Raw genomic sequence first — 26971 nt, 5'->3', positions numbered from 1 at the left:
GGTAATCACTTATTGTTAGCAGCCTCTGACACTTTTAGTTGGTTTTAAACGTCTTATGTAACACACGTAACAATTGAATTATAGCGGGTACCAGGATAAACCTTTCCTGATGTATCTACTCTAATCATTAAAACACACACTTTATGAAAGATCTTAAACGGGTTTTAATGCTGTTAATATTGGGGACAATGTTCAGCAGCTTGAGCAGCACAGCAAGCACCCTATCACAGCCGGGCGCCAGTGTATCTTTCCAGACTTTCTATGACGAGCTTTCACCATACGGACAATGGATCAACTATCAGGATCACGGCCGTGTATGGATCCCCAATGTAGAGGAAGGATTTCAGCCCTATGGCACAAGGGGGCACTGGGTAGTTACTGACTATGGCAACACCTGGGTTTCTGACTACGACTGGGGTTGGGCGCCTTTTCACTACGGACGCTGGCTCTTTGACGATTATTATGGATGGATCTGGGTGCCGGGTTCTGAATGGGGTCCGGCATGGGTGAACTGGAGATCCGGAGGCGGCTACTACGGATGGGCACCACTGGGCCCTGGCCTCGACATCAATATCAACATCAACATACCGCTGGCTAGATGGATCTTTGTACCTCAACGTTATATCACCCACAGGTCTGTATACAACTATCATGTACCCAGAAACAGATACGGTAGTTTTTATGGACATACCACGATTATCAATAATATCTATGTGCGTGACAACAGAAGATATTTCGCGGGTCCGCACCGCAGAGAAATGGAACGCTATACCCGGGGCAGAATTCCCGTTCACCAGGTTCATGCTTCGAACAGGCCCGGCAGAACGGTAGCCGAAAGGGGTTCTGTTCGCGTCTACCGTCCGGAACTAAACGGCAGAAACGATCATGACAGAGCAAGTTCGGTATCTCGTCCGCGCAGAGACGATCCTGAACGCTACGGAAACAATAACAATAACCGCCCTTCTAACGATGACCGGAACAGGGACAATACCAGGCCCTCGACCACTCGTCCGAGGGAGGATCATAACTCCAGACCCAATACCGGGGGCGTAAGAAACCGCGAGAATACGACGGCCAATGGCGAAAACCGGGGCTCGTGGACAAACAGACCTGCGAGAGGACAGCAGGCTGAGACCCGCCCTTCCGGAACGCTTCCGGAAAACAGACCGAGCGGTCGAACCTCCGAAAGCTCCGAAAGGCGCGCCACAGGAGCACCAAGAACCGAGAGAACGCCACAAAGAGCTGTGCAGGGTGTACAGTCAGACAGAGCACAAAGGGCCCAAGCTCCGCAAAGGACTACGCCTCAAGTAGAAAGAGCTCCGAGGGAGCGCTCACAACCTTCTGGCAATTCCCGCAGCAACCGCGGTTCTTCTGCAGGAGAAAGACCTTCGAGAGGTTCCAGCAGACTAACGCGAGGTTAATTCTCGAAAGCTGTATTCTGGTAGAGATAAACCCCTCAAGTTGGAAAGCAACTTGAGGGGTTTATCATGTAGGGCACACCAAACGTTCGAGCTTTACAACGCTTTCTTTATGCTCCGAAAACCGTGCCCGAAGCTTCGGGCCCCTATCCATCATTTGACCCTATTTAGAATAATTACAAAAAGAGAGCCTTTTTATTTGGATCGATTATAAACAAATGCTAAGTTTGTAATACACATCAAGTCAATGCAAACAAAAGCGAGTACTCACCTTATAGAAGTTTTTAAGACAGAAGCCGGGACTGTTTACCAATGTGAAGCGTCGAATAACTTTATTCTTGAGTTTGCCAATCGCTCCACCGCTTTCAAACCCGGAAACTTCATCGACTTTAGTCAAAGGCTATTTGCAATAAATCTGGCGGAAATGTTATGCAGCCCGGCCAAGCATGCAGACCTGGCCATCATTATGCCTCCCTACTGTGATACATGTTTCCTTCTGACGATTACAGAGGTTATTTCCCTGCAACGTATCATCGGCGGTGCTAAAACCATCCTTCACTTGAACAGTATTCTTCGGACCAGTCAGCTTCAATTTGCTTAGTACAACGATTTAGATTGAATACGTATTAGAAATATTCCCCTGCTTTCAAAACATTTTGGTGTTTATTTGTATCTAATAATAAATTAGAATACTATGAAAGACCTTCTCAGATTAAGAACCTCTCTGTCAGAGGAAATAGAGACTCTTCTAAACGAACAAATAAAAGTTGAAGCTTATTCATCTTCCCTATACTTAGCTATGTCTTCCTGGTGTAACCGTAACGGGTATGACAACAGTGCCGGATATCTGGAACGCCAGTCTGGTGAGGAACGCGAACACATGCTGAAACTGTTCAGATACGTTAACGACCTGGGCGGAAAAGCTATCTCTCCGGAAGTAACGAACATCCCTCAGGAGTTCGAATCATTCAAGGGCGTATTTGAACTTGCTTTACAGCAGGAGATCCAGGTAACTTCAAACTTCAACCGCATATCGGACAGATGTCAGAAAGCAAACGACTATGTAACTCTTCAGTTCCTGCAGTGGTTCCTGAAAGAACAAATTGAGGAGGAATATGTTGCCAGACGTATCCTGGAACTTTTCGATATCATCGGAGAAGAAGGAACAGGACGCTGGCAGATTGACAAACAGATTCCAAAAGTTAGCTACGGCGACGAGGGAGGAGAAGACTAAAGCAGTATGGACTTCGAAAGCTGTCAAGCTTTGCTAATAATATAAAAAGGGTCTATGACCCTTTTTTTTATGGCTATATTTATTTAAAGACTCATTACTATTCAGGCTGAAAAATGGTTGTTTCGCTTACGATTGTCCGTTATCCCAAAAGGCTTATTCCCTTTGCCTTCCTGTCCATGGCCATACATAGACTGCCGATGATGCTTGCGGGAGGCTGTACCTTCTATAAGCTGATGGGATCGGGCAGAAATGGCACTTTTGATCTGACGCCCGATCTGCAGCAGTGGGCGCTTCTGGCGGTCTGGAAGACGCAAACAGATTTTGATCTGTTCAAAGAGCGGTCTTTCGTTAGCCGCTGGTGGAAACGCTTCGCAAGGGAACAATGGACGGTCCTGTTAGAACCCGTAATGAGTCATGGAAGTTGGGATGGACAACAACCGTTTGGGACGGATTTTGAAAAAAATCCGGTTGAGGGACCGATTGCTGTATTAACACGGGCGACGATCCGTCTGAATAAGCTAAAAGGATTTTGGTCGCATGTCGACCGAGTCGCCCAACTCATGTCGCGGGCACCCGGGTTCATCACATCGTTCGGCATCGGAGAAGCTCCGTTTTTCAGGCAGGCAACATTTTCGGTATGGGCCTCTGCGGCGGACATAAAAAACTTCGCATACCGATCTGCGGAACATGCGGAAGTAATAAAAAAGACCAGGGAGGAAAACTGGTACAGCGAGGAACTGTTTGCCAGGTTTAAGATCGTCAATTCCGAGGGGGCACTAAACGGCTTAAACCCCCTGGCGGAAAAGACTGAAATTTTGTAATACATTTGCTAAAAAAACACATGCGAGTAGTTGCCGAGTTACCCAGACCAGACTGTAAGATCACCATCTTTTCGATGAACGGAAAGTATATTATCAAGTTCGAAAAAGGAAGTTTTGAACAGACCTATAAACTTGCTGAAATGGATTTACTGGAGGGACTAGACGGGGTATTTCAGCTTCTGGACGAAGAGTTTATTCAGAGGGTGGTCTCCAGATTTGATGAAATGCTGTCTGACTTCTCCGCCGCCTGGAAGAGGCAGGACGCTTAGACGACATATCCATGAATACTTCACCAATATCGTTCATCATATTTATTTATAAGCTTTTATAGACACCAAATTCATCAAACAGAATTAAATTTGGCACAATGGAGGCGACTAATGGGGTCATTACCCTTTTATCTCTCCAAAAGATACAGATAGCGTCTCAAAAAGATTGATAGTTAATACACTATAACGCTAACAAAATTTAATTTTGCTTATGATCGGCGCCCTTTTCCTCTCCTATAGCACTGTTTGAGCATCATTGTCAAACAACACCTCAGAAATGTAAATCCAATAAATTATCTTTGCGCTACGAATGAAGAATATCCGTAACTTTTGCATCATTGCACACATCGATCACGGAAAGAGTACTTTAGCAGATCGACTTTTAGAATACACGAATACCATTAGTCAGCGCGACGCGCAGGCCCAGTTACTGGATAACATGGACCTCGAGCGTGAGCGGGGAATTACCATAAAGAGCCATGCGATACAGATGAACTATAGCCTCAATGGAGAGGACTATATCTTCAACCTGATCGACACACCCGGGCACGTTGACTTTTCATACGAGGTCTCCCGGTCTATCGCGGCATGCGAGGGAGCGCTGCTTATTGTAGACGCGTCTCAGGGTATTCAGGCACAGACTATCTCTAACCTCTACCTGGCTCTCGAGCATGATCTGGAAATCATTCCGATTCTGAACAAGATGGATCTTCCCGGGGCGATGCCAGAGGAGGTAAAAGATCAGATCATTGAACTTATCGGCTGCAAACGCGAAGAGATTATACCCGCATCCGGAAAAACGGGATTAGGTGTTCATGACATTCTTGAAGCGATCGTTACGCGGGTACCCGCCCCTGTCGGACAGGAAGACGGCGAACTTCAGGCATTGATCTTCGACTCGGTATTTAATCCCTTCCGTGGCATCATCGCCTACTTTAAGGTTGTCCACGGACAGATCAAAAAGAACGATAAGGTAAAATTTATTGCAACAGGCAAGGAATATATTGCGGATGAAGTCGGTATCTTAAAACTGAACCCTGAGCCCCGCGGCATTGTTAAGACGGGGGATGTAGGATATATTATCTCCGGAATCAAGGAAGCCAGGGAAGTGAAGGTGGGTGACACGATTACGCACGTTGACAAACCCTCGAAGGAGGCTATTCAAGGCTTTGAAGAAGTAAAACCGATGGTATTTGCAGGGATTTATCCTGTTGATACGGATGAGTTCGAAGAACTTCGCGAAAGCATGCACAAGCTTCAGTTAAATGATGCTTCGATTGTTTTCGAGCCGGAGTCTTCTGCTGCCCTGGGATTCGGATTCCGATGTGGGTTCCTGGGAATGCTTCATATGGAAATCATTCAGGAACGCCTGGAGCGGGAATTCGACATGACGGTAATTACTACCGTACCGAACGTTTCTTATGTAGCACATACCACTAAAGGGGACGTCATACAGGTTCACAACCCTTCTGACCTTCCGGATCCAAGTAAGATGGATTCTGTGGAAGAACCCTTCATAAAGGCGAACATCATCACTAAATCGGAATTCGTTGGTCCGATTATGTCTCTTTGTATTCAAAAAAGAGGGATTATTATCAACCAATCCTATCTGACCTCGGATCGGGTAGAGCTCGTATTTGAGCTTCCTATGGGAGAAATTGTGTTTGATTTCTACGACCGTCTTAAAACCATATCAAAGGGATATGCTTCTTTCGATTACCACCAGATCGGTTACCGCAAGTCGGATCTGGTCAGGCTGGATATCCGTTTAAACGGCGAGCCGGTTGACGCATTGTCGTCGCTGATCCACCGTTCGAATTCATACGACTTTGGAAAACGTATCTGTGAAAAGCTGCGTGAGCTGATTCCAAGACAGCAGTTCGAGATCATTATTCAAGCTTCGATTGGCGCAAAGGTTATCGCCAGGGAAACGGTTCGCGCCCTGAGAAAGGACGTTACCGCGAAATGTTATGGTGGTGATATCTCCCGTAAGCGTAAACTTTTGGAGAAACAGAAAAAGGGTAAAAAGAGGATGCGCCAGGTTGGTAATGTGGAAATACCGCAATCGGCATTTATGGCTGTCCTGAAACTCGATTAATAACCAATAGCAACAACACTCTACGATAACAACATGCAGTTATTAGACGGAAAATTCGTATCAGAAAAACTTAAGCAGGAAATTGCTGCTGAAGCCGCAGGCGTCCTTGCTACCATCGGCCGCAAGCCACATTTGGTTGCAATTCTTGTAGGCAACGATGGTGGAAGCGAGACCTATGTAGCCAGTAAAATGAAGAACTGCGAGAAGGTTGGCTTTAAGTCATCACTTCACCGCTATGACGATTCAGTTACTGAGGCGGAACTTCTTACGAAGATCGAAGAGATTAATCAGGATGAGAGTGTAGATGGACTGATTGTTCAGCTTCCTTTACCTAAACATATTGACCCGGAGAAGGTTACAGAGAAGATTGATTACAGAAAAGATGTAGACGGCTTCCATCCCGTGAACCTTGGCCGCATGATGCGGAACCTTCCCTGCTTTATCCCCGCTACTCCTTACGGCATTTTAATGATGCTGGAAGAGTATAAAATTGAGACTTCCGGAAAGCATTGCGTGGTTATCGGCCGTAGCAATATTGTGGGTAGCCCGATGAGTATCCTGATGGCCAGAAACGCTTATCCGGGAAACTGCACCGTAACACTGACCCATAGCAGAACAAAAGACCTGAAAGACGTGGTAGCGTCTGCCGATATCATTGTAGCGGCAATTGGCAGAAAGAATTTTGTCACTGCAGACATGGTTAAGCCCGGTGCTGTGATCATAGACGTAGGGATTAACAGAGAGGTTTCCGAAACGACCAAGTCGGGATATAAGCTGTATGGCGACGTTGACTTCGATAACGTATCGGAGAAAGCTTCGTGGATTACCCCTGTTCCTGGTGGCGTAGGTTTAATGACGATTGTAGGTTTGCTGAAAAACACACTTGCATCCGCTAAGAAAGAAATATACGGCTAGCACAGGGGCTTTGCTAAAATGACATTGCCCTGCTGATATCCCTTTTAATAATGGGTATATTCGCAGCCTTAGAAAAAAAATGAGTCAACAAGTACCAGAAGACGGAACCCTGCTCCCATTAATGGAGGAGTTTTATACTATCCAGGGCGAGGGTTACCATAGTGGAAAAGCCGCTTATTTCATCAGACTTGGCGGTTGTGATGTAGGTTGTCATTGGTGCGACGTGAAAGAGAGCTGGGATGCAAGCTTGCATCCGCTTACTCACGCTGATCAGATAGTGGCTAACGCAGAACGATATCCGGGCAAAGCTGTAGTGATCACCGGAGGGGAACCTCTGATATATAACTTGGATTATCTCACTGCTGAATTACGAAAGCGCGGAATAAAAACGTTTATTGAAACTTCCGGAGCATACCCGTTGTCGGGTTATTGGGACTGGATCTGTCTTTCCCCGAAGAAATTTAAATCTCCGGTACCGTCGATCGGTCAGCATGCGGGAGAATTAAAAGTGATCGTCTTCAACAAGAGTGACTTTGCCTGGGCTGAATCTCATGCGCAACTTGTATCCCCGGATTGTAAACTTTACCTTCAACCGGAATGGTCTAAATCACAGGAGATGATACCTTTGATCATCGACTATGTGAAAGAAAACCCGAAATGGGAGATTTCACTTCAAACACACAAGTTCCTGAATATCCCATAAGTCTGTAAGGAGGACATGCGTATAAAATCCTTCGTCAGTACCTTGATCGTATGCATCATCTGCATGACCAGCGAGGCTTTGTTTTCGCAGAACCTCCCGGGTCGCGATGAGCGGGCCTCTCTCAAAACGTATCAGCGTGCAAGCGGCTTTCTGCAGAAGAAAGATTATGTTGGGGCCATATCCCAACTCCGGGAAACCGTTAGACTCAACCCATACTTCGTAAAAGCGCATCAGCAACTGGGCGACTGCTTAAGATTAACCGGTGCATACGAGGAAGCCGGAAATTCATATAGAAAAGTATTGGAGTTACAGCCGGGATATAGCCACTTGACTACGTTTGGACTGGCTATAAGTGACTTCTACTGCGGTCTGTATGAATCTGCTCTCTCCGGATTCAGAAAGTATTTACAGGCGCCCTCTCTGTCGCCAGGCAGCAAGGCACTTGTTGAAAAGCACATCAATGACTGCATCTTCAGTATTCAGGCGGTTAAAAGTCCTAAGCCGTTTGCTCCTGTAAATCTTGGACCTGGCATCAATTCGTCTGAGCAGGAGTATTTTCCTGTTGTGACGGCCGATAACAAGCGTTTGGTTTTTACAAGAAGGACGGGTAAGAATGAAGATCTGTACGAGAGTGTTCGCCAGTCGGGTTCATGGCCTGCATCGGTTGAACTTGACACCAGGATCAATACACCCGACTTTAATGAAGGATCTCAGAGCATATCTCCAGATGGCAATTATCTTTTTTACTCGGGCTGTAATAAAGCCGATGGTCAGGGACGCTGTGACATTTATATTAGCAAGAGAACAGCATCGGGATGGTCAGAGCCGTATAATCCCGGCGCACCACTGAATACAAGCGCCTGGGAGTCTCAACCGGCTATCAGTGCTGGTGGTACCAGGTTATACTTTGTAAGCGACAGAAAAGGCGGCTATGGCGCAAATGACATCTGGTATAGTGACCTGTCAGACGGACGGTGGACAGCGCCTGTAAATGCGGGGGCAAATATTAATACTCCCTTTGATGAACACTCCCCTTTTATATACCCTGATAACAAAACGCTGTACTTTTCTTCCAACGGCTGGGCGGGCTTGGGCCAACAGGACATCTTCATCAGCAGATGTGATGAAAGCGGCGCCTGGCAAAAGCCGGAGAACCTCGGATTCCCGGTAAATACTGCGAGGGAGGAGAGCGGTTTGACGATCAGCACAGACGGGCTAACCGCATACTTTGCTGCGGAACGGCCTGATGGCTTGGGAGCAATGGATATCTACTCGTTTGTGCTTGCACCTGAACATCGCCCCGGCCGCGTGCTTGTTGTTGAAAGAAGTATGCATGACGCTGACAATGGTGAGAAAGTGGAAGGTAAAATAACAGTAGAGGATTTTGAATCTGGCAGGATGCTCTTTGAACATGAAGCTATAAGCGGACCGGACATGCTGGCCGTTCTGCCGGCTGGGAAGCGATACACGCTCCGCATTTTAAAAAAGGGATATATGCCATACGCTGAGGATATCAGTGCGGTGGAGATGACGACGGCCGCATCATTGAGCAAGCCCGTTGAGCTGAAAAAAATCAGGGTATGGGAACAAGCCGTTCTTAACCATATTTTCTTTGAAACAGATCAACATGCACTCCTCCCGGCCTCGAGAAAGGAGTTAGACTTTCTGGTTCGCTTCTTAACAGACAACCCCTTAATCAGGATTGAAATAGGCGGACATGCTGACAGTGAAGGAACCGATCAATGGAATCTGAGACTTTCAGAGAATCGCGCAAAGGAGGTTTATAAATACCTGTTAAATAATAAAATAGCAAGCAGCAGATTAAGCTTCAAAGGATATGGAAGAACCGTACCGATAGCGGATAACCAGACCGAACAAGGCAGACAGCAGAACCGTCGGACGTCTTTTACCGTTCTGCCCTAAGGTCGGTTCGACATCCATTCCGATGCGCCTGAAGGACTTACTTCGCTTTCGCTTCCTTTTTTTCAGGTAGTGAGCGGAAGATGACATCCCAAAATACAGAACTCACTCCGAAGCCTCTTTCGGGATATTTGTAATGATGAAGGTGGTGATTTCTCCATAGTGCCTTAAGGGGTTTTGGCGGAGGGTAAGCGTGAATGGCATAGTGCATAGAGACATAAGCCAAATATCCGATCATGAACCCAGGAAAAAACATATAGGCGTAGTCTCCTATTCCGGTAAATAATAGCGAGAAGAGGTAGATAATACTAAACACTACCGCGGCAAGAATTACACTTGGAACGGGAGGCATGAAAAGGCGCATGCGATCGCGCGGGTACTCATGGTGATTGCCATGGAAGATATAAACTATGCGATTGGCCCATTCGCTGCTTGCTTCATAATGGAACAGATAACGGTGAGCGAAGTATTCAAACAAGGTCCAGAAGGCGAGCGCACCAAAGAAAATGAGTGCGATAAAAGAATAGTCGTATCCGAGGGTCGCATGGCTATAGTAGATGAGGTAAGCGCATAACGGTATATAGATGCTGTATATGACCCAGGGTCTCGTTTTGGTTAAACTCTCTAAAAAGTCGCTTTTGAACAGACGGGCCTGACCTGTATTTTTTATCTTGTCAAAATGCATATTTCAAGCTTTTAATTTTACCCCATAAACGTACAACTTTGCAAAAAGTTTAGGGCTTTTGAACATGGTCAGGAGGTCAGCACGCTGTGATCTGACCTCCTGATATTTATAAACTATTTAGGCTTTAGCGGCCAGTTCTCTTGCTTTGATCAAAGCAAGATCTAGTCCGGAACTATCCTTTCCACCTGCGGTAGCGTAAAAAGGCTGTCCACCTCCGCCACCCTGGATATTCTTGGCAAGTTCGCGAACGATATTACCTGCATTCAGTCCTCTTTTGTCAACCAGATCGTCGGAAATCATAACGGTTAGTCCCGGTTTGCCGTCTGATTCAGATGCAAGGACCAGGAACAGATCAGGTACGATCTCCTTTAATGAAAAAGCCAGATTCTTGATTGCGTCAGCGTTTGCGAAGTCAATATGTGCAGCGATGAAGTTCATACCGTTTACCGGTTCTGCTTTCGCAGCGAGTTCACTTTTGATGTTTGCCGCCTTCTCAAAAACGCTCTTCTCAATCTCCTTCTTCAGGCGGATGTTTTCGTCCAGCAGCGATTCAATTGATTTAGCCAGATCCTTCGGGTTTTTCAACAAGCCTTTCAGTTGATTAATGAGGCCGGCCTGATTATTGAAATATTCTTCAGCGGTTGCTCCGGTGATGGCTTCTATCCTTCTAACACCTGCCGCGACGGCACTTTCAGACACAATCTTGAAGTAGCCGATTTGTCCGGTAGCCTGAACATGAATGCCTCCGCAGAGTTCCCTGGAGTAAGAATCGTCGAAAGTGATTATTCTGACAAACTCCCCGTATTTCTCTCCGAATAAAGCAGTAACGCCACGATTGACCGCTTCCTGGAAAGGGACGTTTCTCTCCTCTTTAAGGGCAATATTCTGGCGAATCTTCTGGTTTACAATAGCCTCCACTTTGGCGAGCTCTTCATCTGTCGCTTTAGCGAAATGAGAAAAGTCAAAACGGAGATAGTCTGCGTTGACGAGTGAGCCTTTTTGCTGCACATGCGTACCCAGCACCTCTCTTAGGGCTGCCTGCAGAAGGTGTGTTGCCGAATGATTACTCTGGATCAGCACCCGTCGGTCAGCGTCTACGCTGGCAAGTACCTGGGCCTCCAGATCAAACGCCTGGGGGATTTCATCAGTGAAATGGATATTCAGCGCGTTTTCCTTCTTTGTATCGGAAATACGGATCTGGAGACCGTCTTCCGCTGTTAGAAAACCAGTATCGCCAACCTGGCCACCGCTTTCCGCATAAAACGGAGTTCTGTCCAGTACTATCTGGAACTGCACTTTGCCCTTAGCGGTAACTTTTCTGTATTTCAGGATATGCGCAGGAGTCTCGGTTTGATCATAGCCTACAAACTCATTAGAATCACCGGGATTGACGATAATCCAGTCAGTGGTATCAACCGCCGTCGCAGCTCTTGAGCGCGCCTTCTGAGCCTCTAGAGCTTGATGGAAGCCTTCCATGTCGACGGTCATTCCACTTTCCCGAGCCATCAGGTCTGTTAAGTCTATCGGGAAACCGAAAGTATCATAGAGTTCAAAGGCAAAGTTTCCGTCAACCACCTTATTGTCGGAAGTATATTTTTCAAAGCGCTGAATGCCGGTGGCAAGCGTTCTGAGGAAAGACACCTCCTCCTCCAGGATAACTTTCTGTACGAAGTCCTGCTGTGCTTTAAGTTCAGGGAAGACGCCGTCAAACTGGTCTGCAAGAACAGGCACCAGCCTGTTAAAGAATGGCTCTTTGATGTCCAGGAAGCTGTAAGCATAGCGTACAGCCCTTCTCAGGATGCGTCTGATAACATATCCTGCCTTCACGTTTGACGGAAGCTGACCGTCTGCTATGGCAAAGGCAATTGCGCGAATGTGGTCTGCCATTACCCGCATGGCTATATCTGTCTTGGCCAGGCTTTCTCCCTGATGATAGGGAATGCCGCTTTCAGCCGCGATGAAGGATATAAGGGGCTGGAATACATCGGTATCGTAGTTGGACGATTTCCCCTGAAGGATGCGTACAAGCCTTTCCAGTCCCATACCGGTATCTACATGCTGTGCAGGTAAAGGTTGCAGGGACCCGTCTTTCAAGCGGTTGAACTGCATGAAAACATTATTCCAGATCTCTATAACCTGAGGATGATCGGCATTTACAAGCGTCTTTCCATCGACCAGCTGACGCTCCTCTGCGGAGCGGCAATCAACATGGATCTCCGAGCAGGGACCGCAGGGACCGGTATCACCCATTTCCCAGAAATTGTCTTTCTTGTTTCCAAGCAAGATCCGGTCTTCGGAAATCCATTGCTTCCAGAAGTCGTACGCTTCCTGATCTTTAGGCAAGCCTTCTTTCTCATCCCCCTGAAACACGGTGACGTAAAGCTTATCTTCTTCAATGCCGTAAACCTTGGTCAGGAGCTCCCAGCTCCAGGCAATAGCGTCTTCTTTAAAGTAGTCGCCGAAGCTCCAGTTTCCCAACATTTCAAACATGGTATGATGGTACGTATCAATCCCTACCTCTTCGAGATCATTGTGCTTACCGGATACCCGCAGACAGCGTTGAGTATCGGCTACCCTTGAATATTTGACGGGTGCCTCTCCCAGAAAAATATCTTTAAACTGGTTCATTCCTGCATTAGTAAACATCAGCGTAGGGTCGTTCTTTACCACGATTGGCGCAGAAGGCACTACCTGATGGCCCTTACCTGCAAAAAAATCTAAAAATCCTTTTCTGATTTCCTTCGTTGTCATCCTTTAAATATTTGGTTGCAAAGTTAATATCAGATTTGGATTTTGGAATATTAGAGGCCATAAATCGGCATTCTCTTGTCGATTGTTGGGAAATCGTACTACATTTGTATTATGCCATATAAAGAAAGAGACATCAACAAACTCTACTACACAATGGGAGAAGTAACTGAAATATTTCAGGTTAACGCCTCTCAGATACGGTTTTATGAGCGCGAGTTTGAAATTTTGCAACCTAAGAAAAACAAAAAAGGCAACAGGCTGTTCTCACCGGAAGACGTTGAAAATCTGAAAATTATCTTTCATTTGGTTAAAGACAAGGGCTATACATTGTCGGGTGCGAAAGAACACCTCAAGACTAACAGAACGGAAATAAAAGAAAACCAGAAAGTAATTGACTCGCTTGAAAAACTCAAAAAGTTTTTGCTTGAAGTGAAAGACCAACTGTAAGTTCAACGCTCTCCAGATTTATCATAAATGAAGTGAGAGTATTATTTATAATCAATACCCGTTCTGGACACCAGAACGAAGGAAGCCTGAAGGCTTTGATTCAGAACTCATCAGAGGAGCTGAACTACGATTACTCAATTTTTGAGCTCAGAAAGGACTTTACGGAAGATCAGATTTTAAAGGCTATAGAGCAATTCAAGCCTGAAAAGCTGGGTGTTGCCGGAGGGGACGGAACCGTCAACCTGATTGCTAAGCTTATCCACAATACTTCTCTTCCGATGTTAATCATTCCAACCGGCTCGGCAAACGGGATGGCAAACGAGCTCGGCATAGGCGGGCGCTTTGAAGGTATACTGAACCTGCTGAAAGACGGGGTTAACCGACCTATCGATGTCTTGAAAATTAACGAAAAAATATGCATACATCTTGGAGACGTTGGACTGAACGCGAGAATTGTTAAGCGGTTCGATGAAGATCCGAGACGAGGCTTGATAACGTATGCGAAGTACCTGTTTCGTGAGGTGTTTCTGATCAAGCAATACAGCTTTCTGATCAGAATAGACGGTAAACAGTTTAAGAGGAGAGCGGTATCGCTGACTTTTGCGAATGCTTCAAAGTATGGTACGGGCGCAGTGATCAATCCCATGGGAGTAATCGATGACGGAAAGTTTGAGCTGGTGATCGTCAAACCTTTTCCACGGATTAAATTGCTTTCTATCGCCTGGAAGATGTTTACAAATTGTTTGCAGACCTCGGAATACGTGGAAGTGCACAGTTGCAGAAAACTGCAGGTCCGTTCTTCAAAGAGAACTACGCTTCAGGTGGACGGGGAGATCTGCGGCAGAGTAGACGAGATCCATGCCGAGATCATCCCCTCTTGTCTTACTATGATCGTGCCTGTCGTTCAGGCCGAAGAATAGCGGGCTATTTTGCTTCCAGTATCTGCATCTGCGCCATTATATCGTCTTCCGAAATGGGATAAGGCACTTCGTTGCGTATCGCATCATAAACAGCAACGAATAAACGATCGTAATTCCCTTTTAAAGCGGTGATATACTCGGTAGACCGTTCGCCTGTCTGGTCGATACTTACGAGTTTACCCTCATGTCCGTCATGCTCTATGCCATATTCCGGATCATCGGGAGTCATTCCTGCCTGCAACTGATCTTCCTGAACATCGGTGCGTGACTTGATGAAAGACCCTTTGGTGCCATGGATAACAAAAGAAGGCAGAGGCGAAGCGGTAAGCAAACTTGCGGTAACAAAAACATTCGGGCCATTCTCGTAACGGAGGTGTACGTGCATGTAGTCGTCCACTTTAGATTCGGGACGAAAAGTACCGGTCGTTTTCACGAAAGATGTGGGCTTTCCCCAGATGCTGATAACCTGATCGAGAAGATGTGGACCGAGATCAAAGGTTAAGCCGCTCGCCGGAAGTGGGAGTTCTTTGAACGCCTTTTTGCTGATCTCGCTACGGTAACGGTCAAAACGGAAATGCACTTCAATCGGGTCACCCAGTTTTCCGCTGTCTAAAGCCGCCTTAACAGAAAGAAAGTCGGAATCCCAGCGACGATTTTGGTAGACCAACACCTTCAGGTTTCGCTCCTTAGCTAACGTAAACAGCTCCTGGGCTTCTGAGCTGGAAGCAGCAAAAGGTTTCTCTACCAGGACGTGTTTTCCGGCCAGAAGAGCCTGCCTGGCGTATTCGTAGTGAGTGTTGTTAGGTGTGTTTACAATTACCAGCTCAATTTGAGTGTCCCGCAGGAGATCATCGACGCTGTCATAGCTGATTACGCCCGGGTAGCGTTCATGTATTGCTTTAGTCGATCTCTCCGTTACTGCCTTCAGTTCGAAATCGCTGCTTGCATGGATAAATGGGGCATGGAATACTCTGCCGGACATGCCGTAGGATAGTATTCCGGTGATGATAGGTTTTTTCATTAGTGTGTTCTTTTTACAAGCCGGCTGACTCTTTTACGCCTGCCAGAATGGTTTTCCAAATTAGCGTGAAAAAAGATTTCTCCGGCGGCCGTTGATAATATGCGTCTACAGCCTGAGCCTTCTGATCCTTCTTCGGATTTCGTTCGTTGATTTTAAAGTTGTTGGCTATAAAGGTAATTAATCCGCGCTTTTTCAAGGTCCCGTCACTGGCTTTTTTGAGCACGTCTACCTTCAAATCGTGGTAAGTGAGCAATACTTTACCTCTGGCATCTTTATAATTTCCGCTGATATCTACTCTGAGCCTTGAAATCTGTGCCTGTTTTATTTCGACTGCGGCCAGAGGCCTGGTGGCACGGTTCAGTGTCAATCCAGACATTGGCCCCAGATCGGCATATACGGAAAACACCCCCTCCTTCTGCTGCCTCAGGTTAAACCTGAAGCCAGCCTTCAATCTCCCTTCGTTCATGAAACGCGTGTTGGCGTCAATCTTTAACATCCCGTTTTTGGCTACCCAGGCCGGAATGTTTGTTACGTTTGAAATGGAGGCACTTGTATTGACGAAAGTGATTTCACCACGCTGCATGGTCTCCGGGTTTCGCTCCATGAAGGTTATGTCGAGATCTCTCACCTTGATCTCTTTGATTCCAATGGCCATATCCGATTCAAATAACTGCTGATGTGGATAGCGAACCCTTTTACTCTTGCCAATGGGAATTGTACGGTCACTGTATACTTCGAGATTTCCTCCGGTTATACTGGCATTTCCGGCATACACCCCATCTCCTGCCAGTAGTGTCCACCATGCTATATCTTCCAGAACGACGTTCTTCATATTTATATCATAGCGGTCTTGCCTGGCCTTCATCACCTTCGCGTAGTTGGCTTTCGAAATTCTTGGCTGGACCTTTGCCGATTGAACGCGCAATTCGTTACGAGCTGCGAAAACCGTGATGCTGTCCAGAATGAACGTATACAGGCTGTCTGCCGTCTTGTGCGTGAAATTTTTCAGAGCCATGGTGGCATCCTTTGCATACAGAAATCTGGACGTATCACTTTCCGTTTCCTTATTGATCAGAATATCCTCGAGGCTGACATTCAGATTGCTCAGGCTGGTCTGTATTTTGGATCCTTCGTTATGATAGACAAAATCGACATTTTTGAGCGTCAGAACGTTTAATCCGAAGCTTCCGATCTCCTTTTCGATGAGGGACGATACGTTTGTGGGTCTTTTCGGTCGCTCGTAATCAAGCTCGTGGTGATACACGTGTACAGAAGGCTGCTCGATCATGAGGATATTAAGACGTATGTCCCGTTTCTTCACCAGATCTGCCGGTGTTAAACCGTCTATAGCAAGCGAGTTTAAATTAATATCGAAGACATCTGCCGGGGCGTCTTTCGCGTCCCTCATTTGTTTATAGACGACAGAATCATAAGATATGCGCACCTTGGAGAGGATAATCCGGGAGTTAACTACATCAGCGTTGATTTTTTCAACGTCCAATTTATACAATCCACCGGATGCATCATGAACGATCTTTTGTAGTTTAGCCTTAATCAGGGGTTCAAAGTCATCGAGTTTTCTGAATTTGAAATAGAACAGAGCGCCCGCAATCAGGATAATAATTGCGATTCCTGCAACCAGTATGTTTTTTCTCATCAACTGTTGAACAACGAAGCTGCGTTAAAGTTTATTCTGCAGCTAGAGGTAAGACAAGGCGCTGGCTTTGACATGGCTGTAGGTATGGGGTGAAAAGCTCTCTTCTGCCACCTCACAGGTTACGGAGATAGCGTCGAATCGTACATCACCGAAGATGCTGGCGATGGCTGTATCGGCTGCATCTCTTCCTGTTGCTATCTTGACCAGGCCATTAAGTGGCGCGAGCCTCGTCGGATCGAATATGATCCATCTGCCCCCAAGATATGCTTCAAAGCAGGCATGAAAGTCTGGCGGACTCAGTTTGTAGGAATACCCTGTAAAATATCGTGCTGGTATGGTAAGCGCCCTGCATAAAGCGATTCCAAGGTGAGCGAAATCCCTGCAAACGCCCGCCTGCTCGGTAACCGTGTCATACGCCGAAGTTTGGGAATTTGTTGAACCACTCAGATACTCAACATTGTTGTAAATCCAATCGGTCAGGGCCAGAACCTTTTCAAAGGCATTCTCAATGTGACCAAACATATTGTTGGCCAGTCGATAAAGCTTATCTGACTGGCAATATCTGCTTGGATTGAGATACGATAGTACGAGCGCATCCATATCTCTTACTTGTACTTCATAAAGTACACCGGGGTCAAGTAGTAGATAAGAATTCTCAACGGTTGCGTTATACCGCAATTTCACAGGGGAGGGTTCAGTAATATTAACTCTTACAAAGCGGTTATCTGCGCTTACTGAAATGAGTTCTTCGTAGTAGAAGTAAGGTTCTACCAGGAAGAACTCTTCGAGTATTTGTTGATATGATGTTTTTAACGCATGAATGTTAAGGATCAGCGTTCCGGGGGAATTGAACTGATAGGCTAATTCGGAGGATACTTTGAATTTCATAGATCGACCTTCCCGCAGTCGTCGTTTAATACACTTAACTTTTCAAAAGCCGGCTCCATCCAGTCCTCGGGTATATTTAATAACGCTGTTTTCAGCTCATTCGCCCATTGGGCAGATATGTGCTCCAGGTCTTGCTTTTCAAACCGGTATTCGCTCATTGCAAAGCTATCCTTGTTGTACAGGATGACGTCGATTGGAAAATCGACATCATTGGTACTTGTACGAGTGGAATCAAAAGACAAGAAACCCGTTTTCAGTGCCAGCTTCATGGAGGAATCTTCCTTAAGTGTCCGATTGAGAATAGGTTTTCCCGGACCAGAATTGCCGATGATCACGAACGGCGATCCCTGGTCAAGCTCTACCCAGTTGCCCTCAGGGTAGAGAAGAAATAGTTTATGCTCATCATCGTCTACTAACTGCCCCCCTATGATGGTGTTCAGATTAAATTTGAATCCGGATCTTTCCAGAGGCGCCCTGTCCTCCTCAGCAACGCGGCGAACCTGTTCTCCAAAGGCGTTCACAGCCTTGTAAAGCTTGTTATATTCGGCTCCCCCATCAATAAGTTCGCGGAAATAGATAATTGCCTTATCGCGAACTGACCTGAGGCCACTTGTCATGATGAACAGGGAATGTTGTTTTTTCTGATCAACAAACACTTTTTTCTTGACTGTAGTATCCGTACCCGAAGTGATACGGGTGTCGGCAATTGCCACAAGCCCTTCTTTAACCTTAATTGCCAAACAATACGTCATCTTTTTATTTTAAGCGAGGTTTCTACCCGCGTTAACAATACCATATACCGTGCGGATTACCAGCTTATTGAAAATCTTCACTTTCTCTTCGTCGTCTTTGTGCTTATCCAACTGCTGAAGGGCGTAATGCTGTATGATAACAAGAGGCAAAACTATACGCTCCCGCAACGCAATAGAGCGGCGTTCGACAGGATAAAGCTCCATGAGTACAGTGGTTCCTGTAAGCTCCAGCATGAGAGACTTAGTGAGATCATACTCGGTCTTGAGCTTCGTCCAGAACTCGCCGTATACTTTGTCATTTGCAAGGAAAGAGGTGATGTTGAAGTTTACTTTGGACATCGACATGATGCAATTATCGATCATGGTTTTAAATTGTCCTGATGTCTCATACATACTTTTTACATCGTCCCAAACTCCGTCTTCCTTAGCTTTCTTCAAGGCAGACCCTACTCCGTAAAAGCCAGGAACATTTTGCTTAAGCTGGCTCCAGGAAGTAACGAAACTAATTGCACGAAGATCTTCCAGCTTAAGCTCTGCACCTGAGTCGCGCTTTACCGGACGGCTACTGATGTTGATATGAGCGAGAAGCTTAAGCGGACTAAGCTGTTCGAGATACCGAAGAAACAGCGGATCCTCCCTTAGCGCTACGAAAGCACGGTGACTTGTATCGGCCATACCATCGATTATAGACTTCTGGGCAGGCGTAAATGTATTTTTATCACTGGTATCCAGAGCAGAAACAATTCCTGCGTTTACCATTTGTTCAATATTGAAGTAGGCTGTATCAAATGAGCCGTACTGGCTACTGATGGTTTGCCCCTGGATGGTAAGCTGAATATGCTCATTAGCGATCTCGCGACCCATAGATGCGTAAAAACGGTGGGTTTTGCCACCCCCACGTGCAGGAGGACCACCACGACCATCAAAGAAGGCCAGCTGGATGCCGTTTTTCCTGGCGAGTGTGGTCAGCACAACTTTAGCTTTATAGATAGACCAGTTCGCCATCAGGTAACCGCCATCCTTTGTACTATCGGAGAAACCAAGCATAATAATCTGCTTGTTACCTCTCTTAGCGAGATGTTCTTTATAAAACGGATGAGTATACAGCGTCTCCATGACAGGCCCTGCCAAAGCGAGATCCTGTACCGTTTCAAACAGAGGAACAAAGTCTACGCTTAGTTCATCTTTCTTCCATCCGCTCCATAAGAATAAGTTGATTAACTGTAAAATGTCAGAGGCTTTCTGGCAATTACTGATAATGAACCGATGTGAGGCTTTCTCACCGCCGGCGAACTGCATTTTTTTCATCAGTCTGATCGTCTGGAACGTATCATCGCTCAGCGAATCAAATCCAGACGCTGGTGCGTCGGCTTCGTCAAATCGGATTGACTGCAATTTTTCTTCTTCGTTTAAATCATCATACCCCTCCGGGAAAGAATGCGATATGGCATTCCGAAGTTCAGCATGCGCTTTTCTCAGTACTCTGCTGTCCTGTCTGATATCGAGGGATGCGAAGTAGCATCCGAACAGTTTAACTTTATGACTAAGATCGTCTACGGCATCTACAAACAGGCCGTCATGGGCACGGACAAGAACTTCTTTGACGGAGTTCAGGTTGGCTAGTATTTCGTCACGAAGATCAGTTGGCTCCTCCGTTCTGATGAAACTATTCTGATAAAAGAGGTGCTGTAAACGCTCCATATACTCTTCTACCCCTCTGAAGGTAATGCGACGTTTCAGAACCCTGAAATCGCGGTAGTAGCAACGGAAAAGCAGTTCCCTGAGCAATTCAGAAACAGCCTTGGTGCTTTCGCATGTGACGTTGGGATTTCCGTCGCGGTCACCACCTGGCCAGAAGCCGAGCTCTATCAGCTGATGTGTATTGAAGATCGGTGTCTCGAATTCATTCTCTACCTGCTTTTGTATGCTGGAAACCACATTATAAAAAACATTCTCCAGGAACCAGGCAAGGCTGACCGCCTCGTTTACCGGTGTTGGTTTGGTTTTGTTAAAGAAAGGGGTTTTGCCCAATTGCTGTAAAAGCAAGTGAACACTATTGATGTCGTTGGTCTTCAGCGCCTCTGTAAGATCGGTGATGATGGCTAACACTCTGCCCGGATAGAACTGAGTGGGGTGGGCTGTAAGAACTAATCTCAAAGAGAAGTCTTCCAACATCTTACGTATGTCTGCCTTCATGGAAGGATTAGACGATGCATGCTGAAGTAAGACTGCTAAAGAGCCTACTTCGTCGGCCGAGTGCGTTTTGTTAAAAGCTGAATCCTCGATGGCATCGAACAAGACCACTTGTCTCTCGATATATTGTATAAAACGAAACAACAAGTCGAAGCGATCAGAAGCCTGAACGTACTGCTCGTACTGACCAAAGAAACTTTCAATTATATCAGATGGAGCAATGTTCTGTTTGACACTTTCTTCACAGTGAGAGGTAAAAAATGGCAATAATGTTCCTGTATGTTTTACACGGTAAAAAGGAAGGGTCAGGAATAAGCTATTGTATAATTCAAATCGCGTTACCACCTCACTAGCAAAGACTGCTTCTTTCTGGCTAAGTTTCATTTATAAGTGTACTTGTTTTAAACAAAATTAAAAGGATAAAGCATTTAACAAAACTTTTTATTGCCCTTAAAACGGTATAATCTATCAAATTACGTGGATTAAGCGTTTGAACACCTTCTGAAACTGGTCATAAGATCATACATAACAAGCCTTTACCCTCTCCGTTCGAAATGCTTCGGAAATATTCGTTAAGCTCGGAATAAATACTGAATAAAAGTACCTCATTTTTATAGCTTGCGCATTTTGGTTATCATTGCCGCATGTTGTTTGATGATACCTATAAAACTGTGGGCAAGCCGGGTGAAGGCGTTTTTCGGGATAAAGGCAGCAAGTTTATCGGGTATGCTTTAGGCGTGCGGACCGAACAGGATCTGAAAGATCGTCTTGCCACAATCCGTGCTGAACATCCGAAGGCAAGACACTACTGCTGGGCGGCACGCTTTACTACCGACCGGTCAGTTTTTAAGCTAAATGACGACGGTGAGCCTTCTGGTAGTGCGGGAAGGCCTATTCTTAATACCCTCCTGTCGCAGGATCTTACCAATACGGCAGTTATCGTGGTGCGTTATTTTGGTGGCACTTTGCTGGGTATTCCCGGTTTGATAAACGCTTATAAAGCAGCTGCGGTGGAAGCGTTGAAGGCGAGCGAAATCATCGAGCTTAGCCTGACAGACATTTACCGTCTACACTTTGATTACCTGCAAATGAATGCTGTGATGCGGATCTTGAAGGATAACGACCTAAACATTATCGAGCAAGTTTTCGATAATAAGTGCACGATTACCATCGGAATAAGGAAAAGCATTCTAAATCAAGTATTGGCAAAGATGGATAATATCACAACATTGTCTTACAAATACTTATATTCAAACTAAAAAGGCGACACTGTTTAGGTATCGCCCTTTTTCAAGAACATATCTGTCCACCCGGCTCCTTTCAGGAACCTTGACAATAATTAGTTTTTAATCTTCTGGTTAATGCTCTTTATGATTTCATTAAACAGATAAGCAGGCATGTTCCCTTTAACCAGACTCCAGGAATGATCGCTGTTTTGTGCGAGCGTTCCGAGGAAAGTATTGTCTTCCAGGTTAACGCTATAACCATCCTGGTTCTGAGTAACTACAATTTCGTTGAACTCACCATTGTCAAATAAGTTTACAAAGAAATTGTAGCAGGTTGAGGCATGCTGTTCCAAGTTGCTCATATCAGTTCCCATATAGGATTAACCTTGGAAGGAGGAAATTTGTTCTTATGTTTTTAAAGATTTTTTAACATTTTCAAAACATTTAACGTTCAGTGCTTAGGGCTATGAGAATTTGCTTTTTAAAGCTGCCAGTTTATCCTTAAAATCCTCCTTTGTTGAAGTGCTCTTCACCTTTCCGTCATTTTTAACTGGCCGTGTGACCCTACCGGCACTTGGTGTGTTTTTTGCAAAAGTAGCCCTTGCTCCTTCCATCTTCATGGAGAGCGCAATCCGCTTACGCGTTTCATCTACTTCAGTAACCCTGACCGTAACCTTCTGGTGAACTTTCACCACTTCATTTGGGTCTTTGATAAACCTGTCGGACAACTGGCTTAAATGCACAAGACCATCCTGATGGACGCCGACATCCACGAATGCGCCGAAGCTGGTTATATTCGTCACGATGCCGGGAAGTATCATTCCCACCTTCAGGTCGCCGATAGCGTTGACTCCATCAGTAAAGCTAAACGCCTCGAACTGCTCTCTGGGATCCCTCCCTGGCTTTGCCAACTGCTCGAGGATATCTGCGATGGTCGGCAAGCCGATTGAGTCACTCATGTATTTTTCGGGCTGTATCTTTTTCCGAAGACTCTCATCCTTCATCAAATCATGTATGGTACAGTTTAAGTCTCTGGCCATTTGCTCCACGACAGCGTATCTTTCCGGATGAATAGCACTGCTATCCAATGGATTGACCGCATTATGGATTCTCAGAAAGCCCGCAGCCTGTTCAAAGGCTTTCTCTCCTAGTCTCGGGATTTTCTTTAGCTCAGACCTCTTCTTAAAGGCTCCGTTTGTTTCTCTATACTCTACAATATTCTTAGCCAGCTGAGGACCAAGGCCGGAGATATACGATAGAATCTGTTTTGAAGCCGTATTCAACTCAACGCCTACAGCGTTTACGCAGTTGATGACGGTATCATCAAGAGACGATTGCAACTTGGTTTGGTCAACGTCATGCTGGTACTGCCCCACGCCTATCGACTTGGGATCTATTTTCACCAGTTCCGCTAAAGGATCCATCAGGCGCCGCCCAATCGATACAGCACCCCTAACCGTTATATCTTTGTCAGGAAACTCTTCTCTTGCCGCATCTGACGCAGAGTAAATCGAAGCACCACTCTCATTCACCATCATGATCTTAACACCTGACAGGTTGAGGTTTCTAATAAAAAGCTCCGTCTCCCGTCCGGCGGTTCCGTTACCGATAGCGATCGTATCAATGGAGTAATCAGCCGTCAATTGTTTGACAACTTTGTTTGCTTCTGCCAAGCCTCCAGCACCACTATGAGGATATATAGTGGTATTAGTCAAAAGCTTACCTTGTTCATTAAGACAAACCACTTTACATCCCGTTCGAAATCCCGGGTCAATAGCTAGAACGTTTTTTTGTCCTAATGGCGGAGACATCAGTAATTGTTTTGCATTGTCTGCGAACACCCTTATTGCCTCCGCATCAGCGCGCTTTTTGGTATGCAGTCTGATTTCGGTTTCCATCGATGGCTTCAGCAGCCGTTTGTAACTATCTGCAATAGCAAGCCTCACCTGGCTCGAGGCTTCTGAATTATTCTTCACAAACTGACGATCCAGCAGAGCCAGGGCGTCCTCTTCAGGCGGCAGAATATCAAGAGTAAGGATAAGTTCTTTTTCACCTCTTCTCATCGCGAGAATACGGTGGGAGGGTGCGTCTTTAACGGAATCAGTCCAATCGAAATAGTCCTTATATTTTTGTCCCGCTTCTTCTTTGCCTGCGATGACTTTGGAGATAAATTGGCCCTTATCAAGAAATAGCTGCCTGATTTTGGCACGAGCCTCTGCATCTTCATTAATAAGCTCCGCAATAATATCCCTGGCTCCAGCCATCGCCTCCACATCAGAACTCACGCCCTTCGAGTCGTCAACATACTTAGAAGCCTCGTGAAGCACATTGAATACACCCTGCTCCAATAGCATGTCTGCCAAAGGCTGCAATCCCTTTTCTTTTGCGATGCTTGCTCTCGTTTTTCGCTTTGGCCGGTATGGAAGATAAATATCCTCCAATTCAACCATTGTCAGCGCCTCCATGATCTTTTTTTCAAGAGTAGCATCCAGTTTACCCAGTTCGGTAAGCGATTTGATGATAGCCTGCCTTCTTTTATCCAGCTCGCGAAGTTGCTCAGCCCGGTCGCGAATGGCAGCTACCTGCACTTCGTCGAGACTGCCGGTCATTTCTTTCCTGTATCTCGAAATAAATGGAACGGTTGCACCCTCATCAAGTAGAGTCAGCGTGGTGTTCACCTGTTTTTCAGCGATGTTCAGCTCTTCCGCAATCTTTCTTACATGTATAATCATTTCTAAAACAATAATCTTTTATGATGCCTGCCCGATGGTGTATCTCAGAACGATACTGGCAGAAAGGTTTTAATTATTAATCCTGTTACCAGGGCAAACGTGATGCTGATCAAGGTACCAATCAACACGTACTCGCTTCTTTCCTGAGCATTTTTACTTTCGGAAAACCTTAAGATCGACTTGGCAGTGGTTAGCAAGGCTATTGCCGCATACTGATCAAAGACAACGAGCACAAATATTATCAGCCGTTCGAGGATTCCGATCCACTTGCCGGCATCCGCCAGGCTGTTTGATGTATCGGCAAGCTGCTCTCTCCACTTGCCGGTGAGCATTCCTATGATGATCCCCGACGGATGAGCCAGAAATATAAGAGCAAGTACTATGGCCCAATAATCTTCATTTCTGAATATGGACTGAAGAGAATTGCTGACTGCAGGGTCAGGTGGATATAGCAGCAGTCCCGTTACAAGGATAACCAATATATGCATGGACTGGTCGAGCACAAAATACAGCATCTTTTGAGGTCTGTATGACTTCCAGAGATCTATAGAAAAATGCGAAAGCCCGATAACTACGGGCACTACCCAGTTAGTAAAACCATCAAAAAGACAAGCGATTAGCATTGTCATTATGATGTGATAGTAGATATGTCTGGATGTATAATGATGCGCATTTCTACCCTCAACCCACGAATTCGGCTGTAGAGCAAAATCCGTAAGCAAATGTGCGGCAAGCATTTTCAGATACCAGAGTAAAAGCATATCAATCCTGAATATAGAATGCAAGTTTACGATATATTTGCGAAGCTTTTTCCAGCTGCGACCACTTCCCTGCTTGAGCAAGTTTATTTACGGTAGATTGACTCTTTTTTAATTTCAAAGCCACTTCCATTTGAGTATAGCCCATCAGCAATTCGCTTACCACCTCTGCCTGCTTTATTGAAAGTTCTTTCAGTATCATATCGGCAAGAAGAGCGAGAGCCTCCATACCGGCTCCAATCCTGTCGTCAGAGCAACGGATAGACAGTCGCACCTGTGACTTGCTGATAGCATCCAGCTCTCTCCCTGATAATAAAAATGCTTCCCCCTTCCCTAGAGCCATGCTTTTTATTCCATCCTGCACTTTACCTAATCCAATTGCGATTCTTATGTCTGCATTTTCCCCGGCACCCACATTAGGAATCTGACGCGCGAGAACCCGTAACGTCAATGCCATTTTGAAAGCATCCGTCACTTCAGTCAAAAGATGGAAGCTATCTCCTCTATAAAATTCAGATGTTACCCTCGCTTTCTTGAATTCCGAACGAATCATTACGATCAGATCATTAAGGTCTTTTCCGTCCATCAAGGAAGAGTTAACAATATCAGCTGTCAGTACCGCCTTATTTGATTCCATACCCCAAATATAGCCATATATAACGATTATTATGCAATATCGCCTAAAAATACGATAAATGACAAAAATCGTTATATATGGCGATAAATCTATCTTATTCGCCCAAAAACACCTATCTTCGCGGCATGATCAGAAAATTCACCAAGGAGATATCAGGCACAGAATTCGAATTTAACCCAATGAACATCCTGAAACTACAACTGTTCCAAGTCTATGTAAAACAGGGTGATATAAGGTACAGATTTCATATGGAAGTTAACCAAGATGGAATCTTTAAAATTTCAGATCCAGTAAACTGCCCTGCCGAATACCTCCCGCTCGAACCAGCGCTAAGCGATGCCATATTGAGCGAAGGAGAAGAGTAAACGCCCCCATTGCTGCGTTATCCAAAAACAGGAATACGTATTTACAATAATACAACTGTGAACCAAACATTTATACGGTTTTACTATTTAGTACGTTAGGATAGCAGAAATAAGCCTCATGAAAGTATTAAAACCAGAAGATTTTTTAATCGGAGATATCGTACAACTGAAGTCCGGGGGTCCGAAAATGACCGTTATCGAAATTGAGCTGAATTTCATAAAATCCAAGTACTGGAATATTGACAAAGGAACTTTTGAATACGACCACTCCGACTTTGAAACGCTAATCAATTTCACAGCAGAAAAAAGAGAATAAGATTATTCGCTGTATTATCATAATAAAGTACTGTATTATAAGAGATTTAGCGTCGTAAACCAATCTAAGGTCTCCCCCATTCACGCCTGAACGTCAAATTTTTCTGCATTTCTACTAGAAAAAGCAAATTTCCATTTACAATAAATAAATTTTATCGTATTTTTGACGCAGTTCTGTAGTGTAATGGCTACCACGTCAGATTCTGGTTCTGAAGATCTAGGTTCGAGCCCTAGCAGGACTGCAAA

Annotated in this window: 25 protein-coding genes and 1 tRNA gene; 15 read left to right on the top strand and 11 right to left on the bottom strand. The window is 45.4% G+C overall.

The features are described from left to right. Positions 1-143: 143 nt before the first annotated feature. The 9 genes from ACKI5J_RS04105 to ACKI5J_RS04065 all read left to right on the top strand — a co-directional run bounded on the left by ACKI5J_RS04105 (position 144) and on the right by ACKI5J_RS04065 (position 9381). Positions 144-1421, top strand: coding sequence for a DUF6600 domain-containing protein (locus ACKI5J_RS04105; protein ID WP_407426789.1), 1278 nt, complete (start codon positions 144-146; stop codon positions 1419-1421). Between the two features lie 244 nt (positions 1422-1665). Then, positions 1666-2019, top strand: a complete 354-nt coding sequence (locus ACKI5J_RS04100; protein ID WP_407426787.1) for a hypothetical protein — start codon at positions 1666-1668, stop codon at positions 2017-2019. Between the two features lie 93 nt (positions 2020-2112). Continuing rightward, positions 2113-2652: a ferritin gene (locus tag ACKI5J_RS04095; protein WP_407426785.1), complete on the top strand. Its 540-nt coding sequence runs from the start codon at positions 2113-2115 to the stop codon at positions 2650-2652. A 113-nt stretch (positions 2653-2765) separates the two neighbouring features. Further along, positions 2766-3473: a DUF3291 domain-containing protein gene (locus ACKI5J_RS04090; protein ID WP_407426783.1), complete on the top strand. Its 708-nt coding sequence runs from the start codon at positions 2766-2768 to the stop codon at positions 3471-3473. 20 nt (positions 3474-3493) lie between these two features. Beyond that, on the top strand, positions 3494-3742 hold the full coding sequence (locus tag ACKI5J_RS04085) for a hypothetical protein (protein WP_407426781.1): 249 nt from the start codon (positions 3494-3496) through the stop codon (positions 3740-3742). Positions 3743-4052: 310 nt separating this feature from the next. Beyond that, positions 4053-5840, top strand: coding sequence for a translation elongation factor 4 (gene lepA, locus ACKI5J_RS04080; RefSeq protein ID WP_407426779.1), 1788 nt, complete (start codon positions 4053-4055; stop codon positions 5838-5840). Between the two features lie 33 nt (positions 5841-5873). Continuing rightward, positions 5874-6755, top strand: a complete 882-nt coding sequence (locus tag ACKI5J_RS04075) for a bifunctional 5,10-methylenetetrahydrofolate dehydrogenase/5,10-methenyltetrahydrofolate cyclohydrolase (RefSeq protein WP_407426777.1) — start codon at positions 5874-5876, stop codon at positions 6753-6755. 79 nt (positions 6756-6834) lie between these two features. Beyond that, positions 6835-7458, top strand: coding sequence for a 7-carboxy-7-deazaguanine synthase QueE (locus ACKI5J_RS04070; RefSeq protein WP_407426775.1), 624 nt, complete (start codon positions 6835-6837; stop codon positions 7456-7458). 15 nt (positions 7459-7473) lie between these two features. Further along, a complete protein-coding gene (locus ACKI5J_RS04065; protein ID WP_407426773.1) occupies positions 7474-9381 on the top strand; it encodes an OmpA family protein in 1908 nt (635 codons plus the stop codon). A gap of 37 nt (positions 9382-9418) precedes the next feature. Here the strand turns inward: ACKI5J_RS04065 and ACKI5J_RS04060 are convergent, their stop codons facing one another. Together ACKI5J_RS04060 and alaS are read right to left on the bottom strand one after the other, a co-directional pair. Further along, entirely contained in the window at positions 9419-10063 is a 645-nt protein-coding gene (locus ACKI5J_RS04060; protein ID WP_407426771.1) for a sterol desaturase family protein, read from the bottom strand. Between the two features lie 117 nt (positions 10064-10180). Beyond that, positions 10181-12814: an alanine--tRNA ligase gene (alaS, locus tag ACKI5J_RS04055; protein WP_407426768.1), complete on the bottom strand. Its 2634-nt coding sequence runs from the start codon at positions 12812-12814 to the stop codon at positions 10181-10183. A 111-nt stretch (positions 12815-12925) separates the two neighbouring features. On the opposite strand from alaS, the gene ACKI5J_RS04050 reads away from it, so the two are divergent. Both ACKI5J_RS04050 and ACKI5J_RS04045 read left to right on the top strand, forming a co-directional pair. Then, positions 12926-13261, top strand: a complete 336-nt coding sequence (locus tag ACKI5J_RS04050) for a MerR family transcriptional regulator (RefSeq protein WP_407426766.1) — start codon at positions 12926-12928, stop codon at positions 13259-13261. A gap of 32 nt (positions 13262-13293) precedes the next feature. Next, positions 13294-14181, top strand: coding sequence for a diacylglycerol/lipid kinase family protein (locus tag ACKI5J_RS04045; protein WP_407426764.1), 888 nt, complete (start codon positions 13294-13296; stop codon positions 14179-14181). 4 nt (positions 14182-14185) lie between these two features. On the opposite strand, the gene ACKI5J_RS04040 is transcribed toward ACKI5J_RS04045, so the two are convergent. From ACKI5J_RS04040 to ACKI5J_RS04020, 5 genes are read right to left on the bottom strand one after another with little or no spacing between them, the layout of a single operon-like run. Then, positions 14186-15202: a Gfo/Idh/MocA family oxidoreductase gene (locus ACKI5J_RS04040; RefSeq protein ID WP_407426762.1), complete on the bottom strand. Its 1017-nt coding sequence runs from the start codon at positions 15200-15202 to the stop codon at positions 14186-14188. A 13-nt stretch (positions 15203-15215) separates the two neighbouring features. Beyond that, positions 15216-16859, bottom strand: a complete 1644-nt coding sequence (locus ACKI5J_RS04035) for a hypothetical protein (RefSeq protein WP_407426760.1) — start codon at positions 16857-16859, stop codon at positions 15216-15218. 42 nt (positions 16860-16901) lie between these two features. After that, entirely contained in the window at positions 16902-17747 is an 846-nt protein-coding gene (locus ACKI5J_RS04030; protein WP_407426758.1) for a transglutaminase family protein, read from the bottom strand. After that, positions 17744-18499 (bottom strand): peptidase, encoded by a 756-nt coding sequence (locus ACKI5J_RS04025; RefSeq protein WP_407426756.1) that lies wholly within the window; start codon positions 18497-18499, stop codon positions 17744-17746. Before ACKI5J_RS04025 ends, ACKI5J_RS04030 begins: the two co-directional genes overlap by 4 nt. A gap of 9 nt (positions 18500-18508) precedes the next feature. After that, positions 18509-21076, bottom strand: coding sequence for a phosphoenolpyruvate carboxylase (locus ACKI5J_RS04020; RefSeq protein WP_407426754.1), 2568 nt, complete (start codon positions 21074-21076; stop codon positions 18509-18511). Between the two features lie 260 nt (positions 21077-21336). On the opposite strand from ACKI5J_RS04020, the gene ACKI5J_RS04015 reads away from it, so the two are divergent. Then, positions 21337-21951, top strand: a complete 615-nt coding sequence (locus ACKI5J_RS04015; RefSeq protein ID WP_407426752.1) for an IMPACT family protein — start codon at positions 21337-21339, stop codon at positions 21949-21951. A gap of 80 nt (positions 21952-22031) precedes the next feature. Here ACKI5J_RS04015 and ACKI5J_RS04010 read toward each other — a convergent pair whose 3' ends face one another. The 4 genes from ACKI5J_RS04010 to ACKI5J_RS03995 form a co-directional block, all read right to left on the bottom strand. Beyond that, entirely contained in the window at positions 22032-22280 is a 249-nt protein-coding gene (locus tag ACKI5J_RS04010) for a hypothetical protein (protein ID WP_407426750.1), read from the bottom strand. Between the two features lie 102 nt (positions 22281-22382). Next, the gene (locus tag ACKI5J_RS04005) at positions 22383-24650 is read right to left on the bottom strand and encodes a Tex family protein (protein ID WP_407426748.1); all 2268 of its coding nucleotides are present in this window, start codon (positions 24648-24650) and stop codon (positions 22383-22385) included. Positions 24651-24694: 44 nt separating this feature from the next. Then, positions 24695-25411, bottom strand: coding sequence for a DUF3307 domain-containing protein (locus ACKI5J_RS04000; RefSeq protein WP_407426746.1), 717 nt, complete (start codon positions 25409-25411; stop codon positions 24695-24697). Between the two features lies 1 nt (position 25412). Next, the gene (locus tag ACKI5J_RS03995; RefSeq protein ID WP_407426744.1) at positions 25413-26045 is read right to left on the bottom strand and encodes a hypothetical protein; all 633 of its coding nucleotides are present in this window, start codon (positions 26043-26045) and stop codon (positions 25413-25415) included. Positions 26046-26122: 77 nt separating this feature from the next. Here ACKI5J_RS03995 and ACKI5J_RS03990 point away from each other — a divergent pair, with 77 nt between their 5' ends. The 3 genes from ACKI5J_RS03990 (at position 26123) to ACKI5J_RS03980 (ending at position 26967) form a co-directional block, all read left to right on the top strand. Continuing rightward, entirely contained in the window at positions 26123-26410 is a 288-nt protein-coding gene (locus tag ACKI5J_RS03990) for a hypothetical protein (RefSeq protein WP_407426742.1), read from the top strand. A 118-nt stretch (positions 26411-26528) separates the two neighbouring features. Next, positions 26529-26726 carry a DUF2158 domain-containing protein gene (locus tag ACKI5J_RS03985; RefSeq protein WP_407426740.1) on the top strand — a complete coding sequence of 66 codons (198 nt, stop codon included), beginning with the start codon at positions 26529-26531 and terminating at the stop codon, positions 26724-26726. A gap of 169 nt (positions 26727-26895) precedes the next feature. Continuing rightward, a tRNA-Gln gene (locus ACKI5J_RS03980) sits at positions 26896-26967 on the top strand. The last annotated feature ends 4 nt before the right edge of the window (positions 26968-26971 follow it).

It is taken from the genome of Arcticibacter sp. (genome assembly GCF_045629565.1).
GTDB lineage: Bacteria > Bacteroidota > Bacteroidia > Sphingobacteriales > Sphingobacteriaceae > Arcticibacter.
Note: the sequence above shows the minus strand (reverse complement) of the source record. Positions and strands in the feature narration are given on the sequence as shown.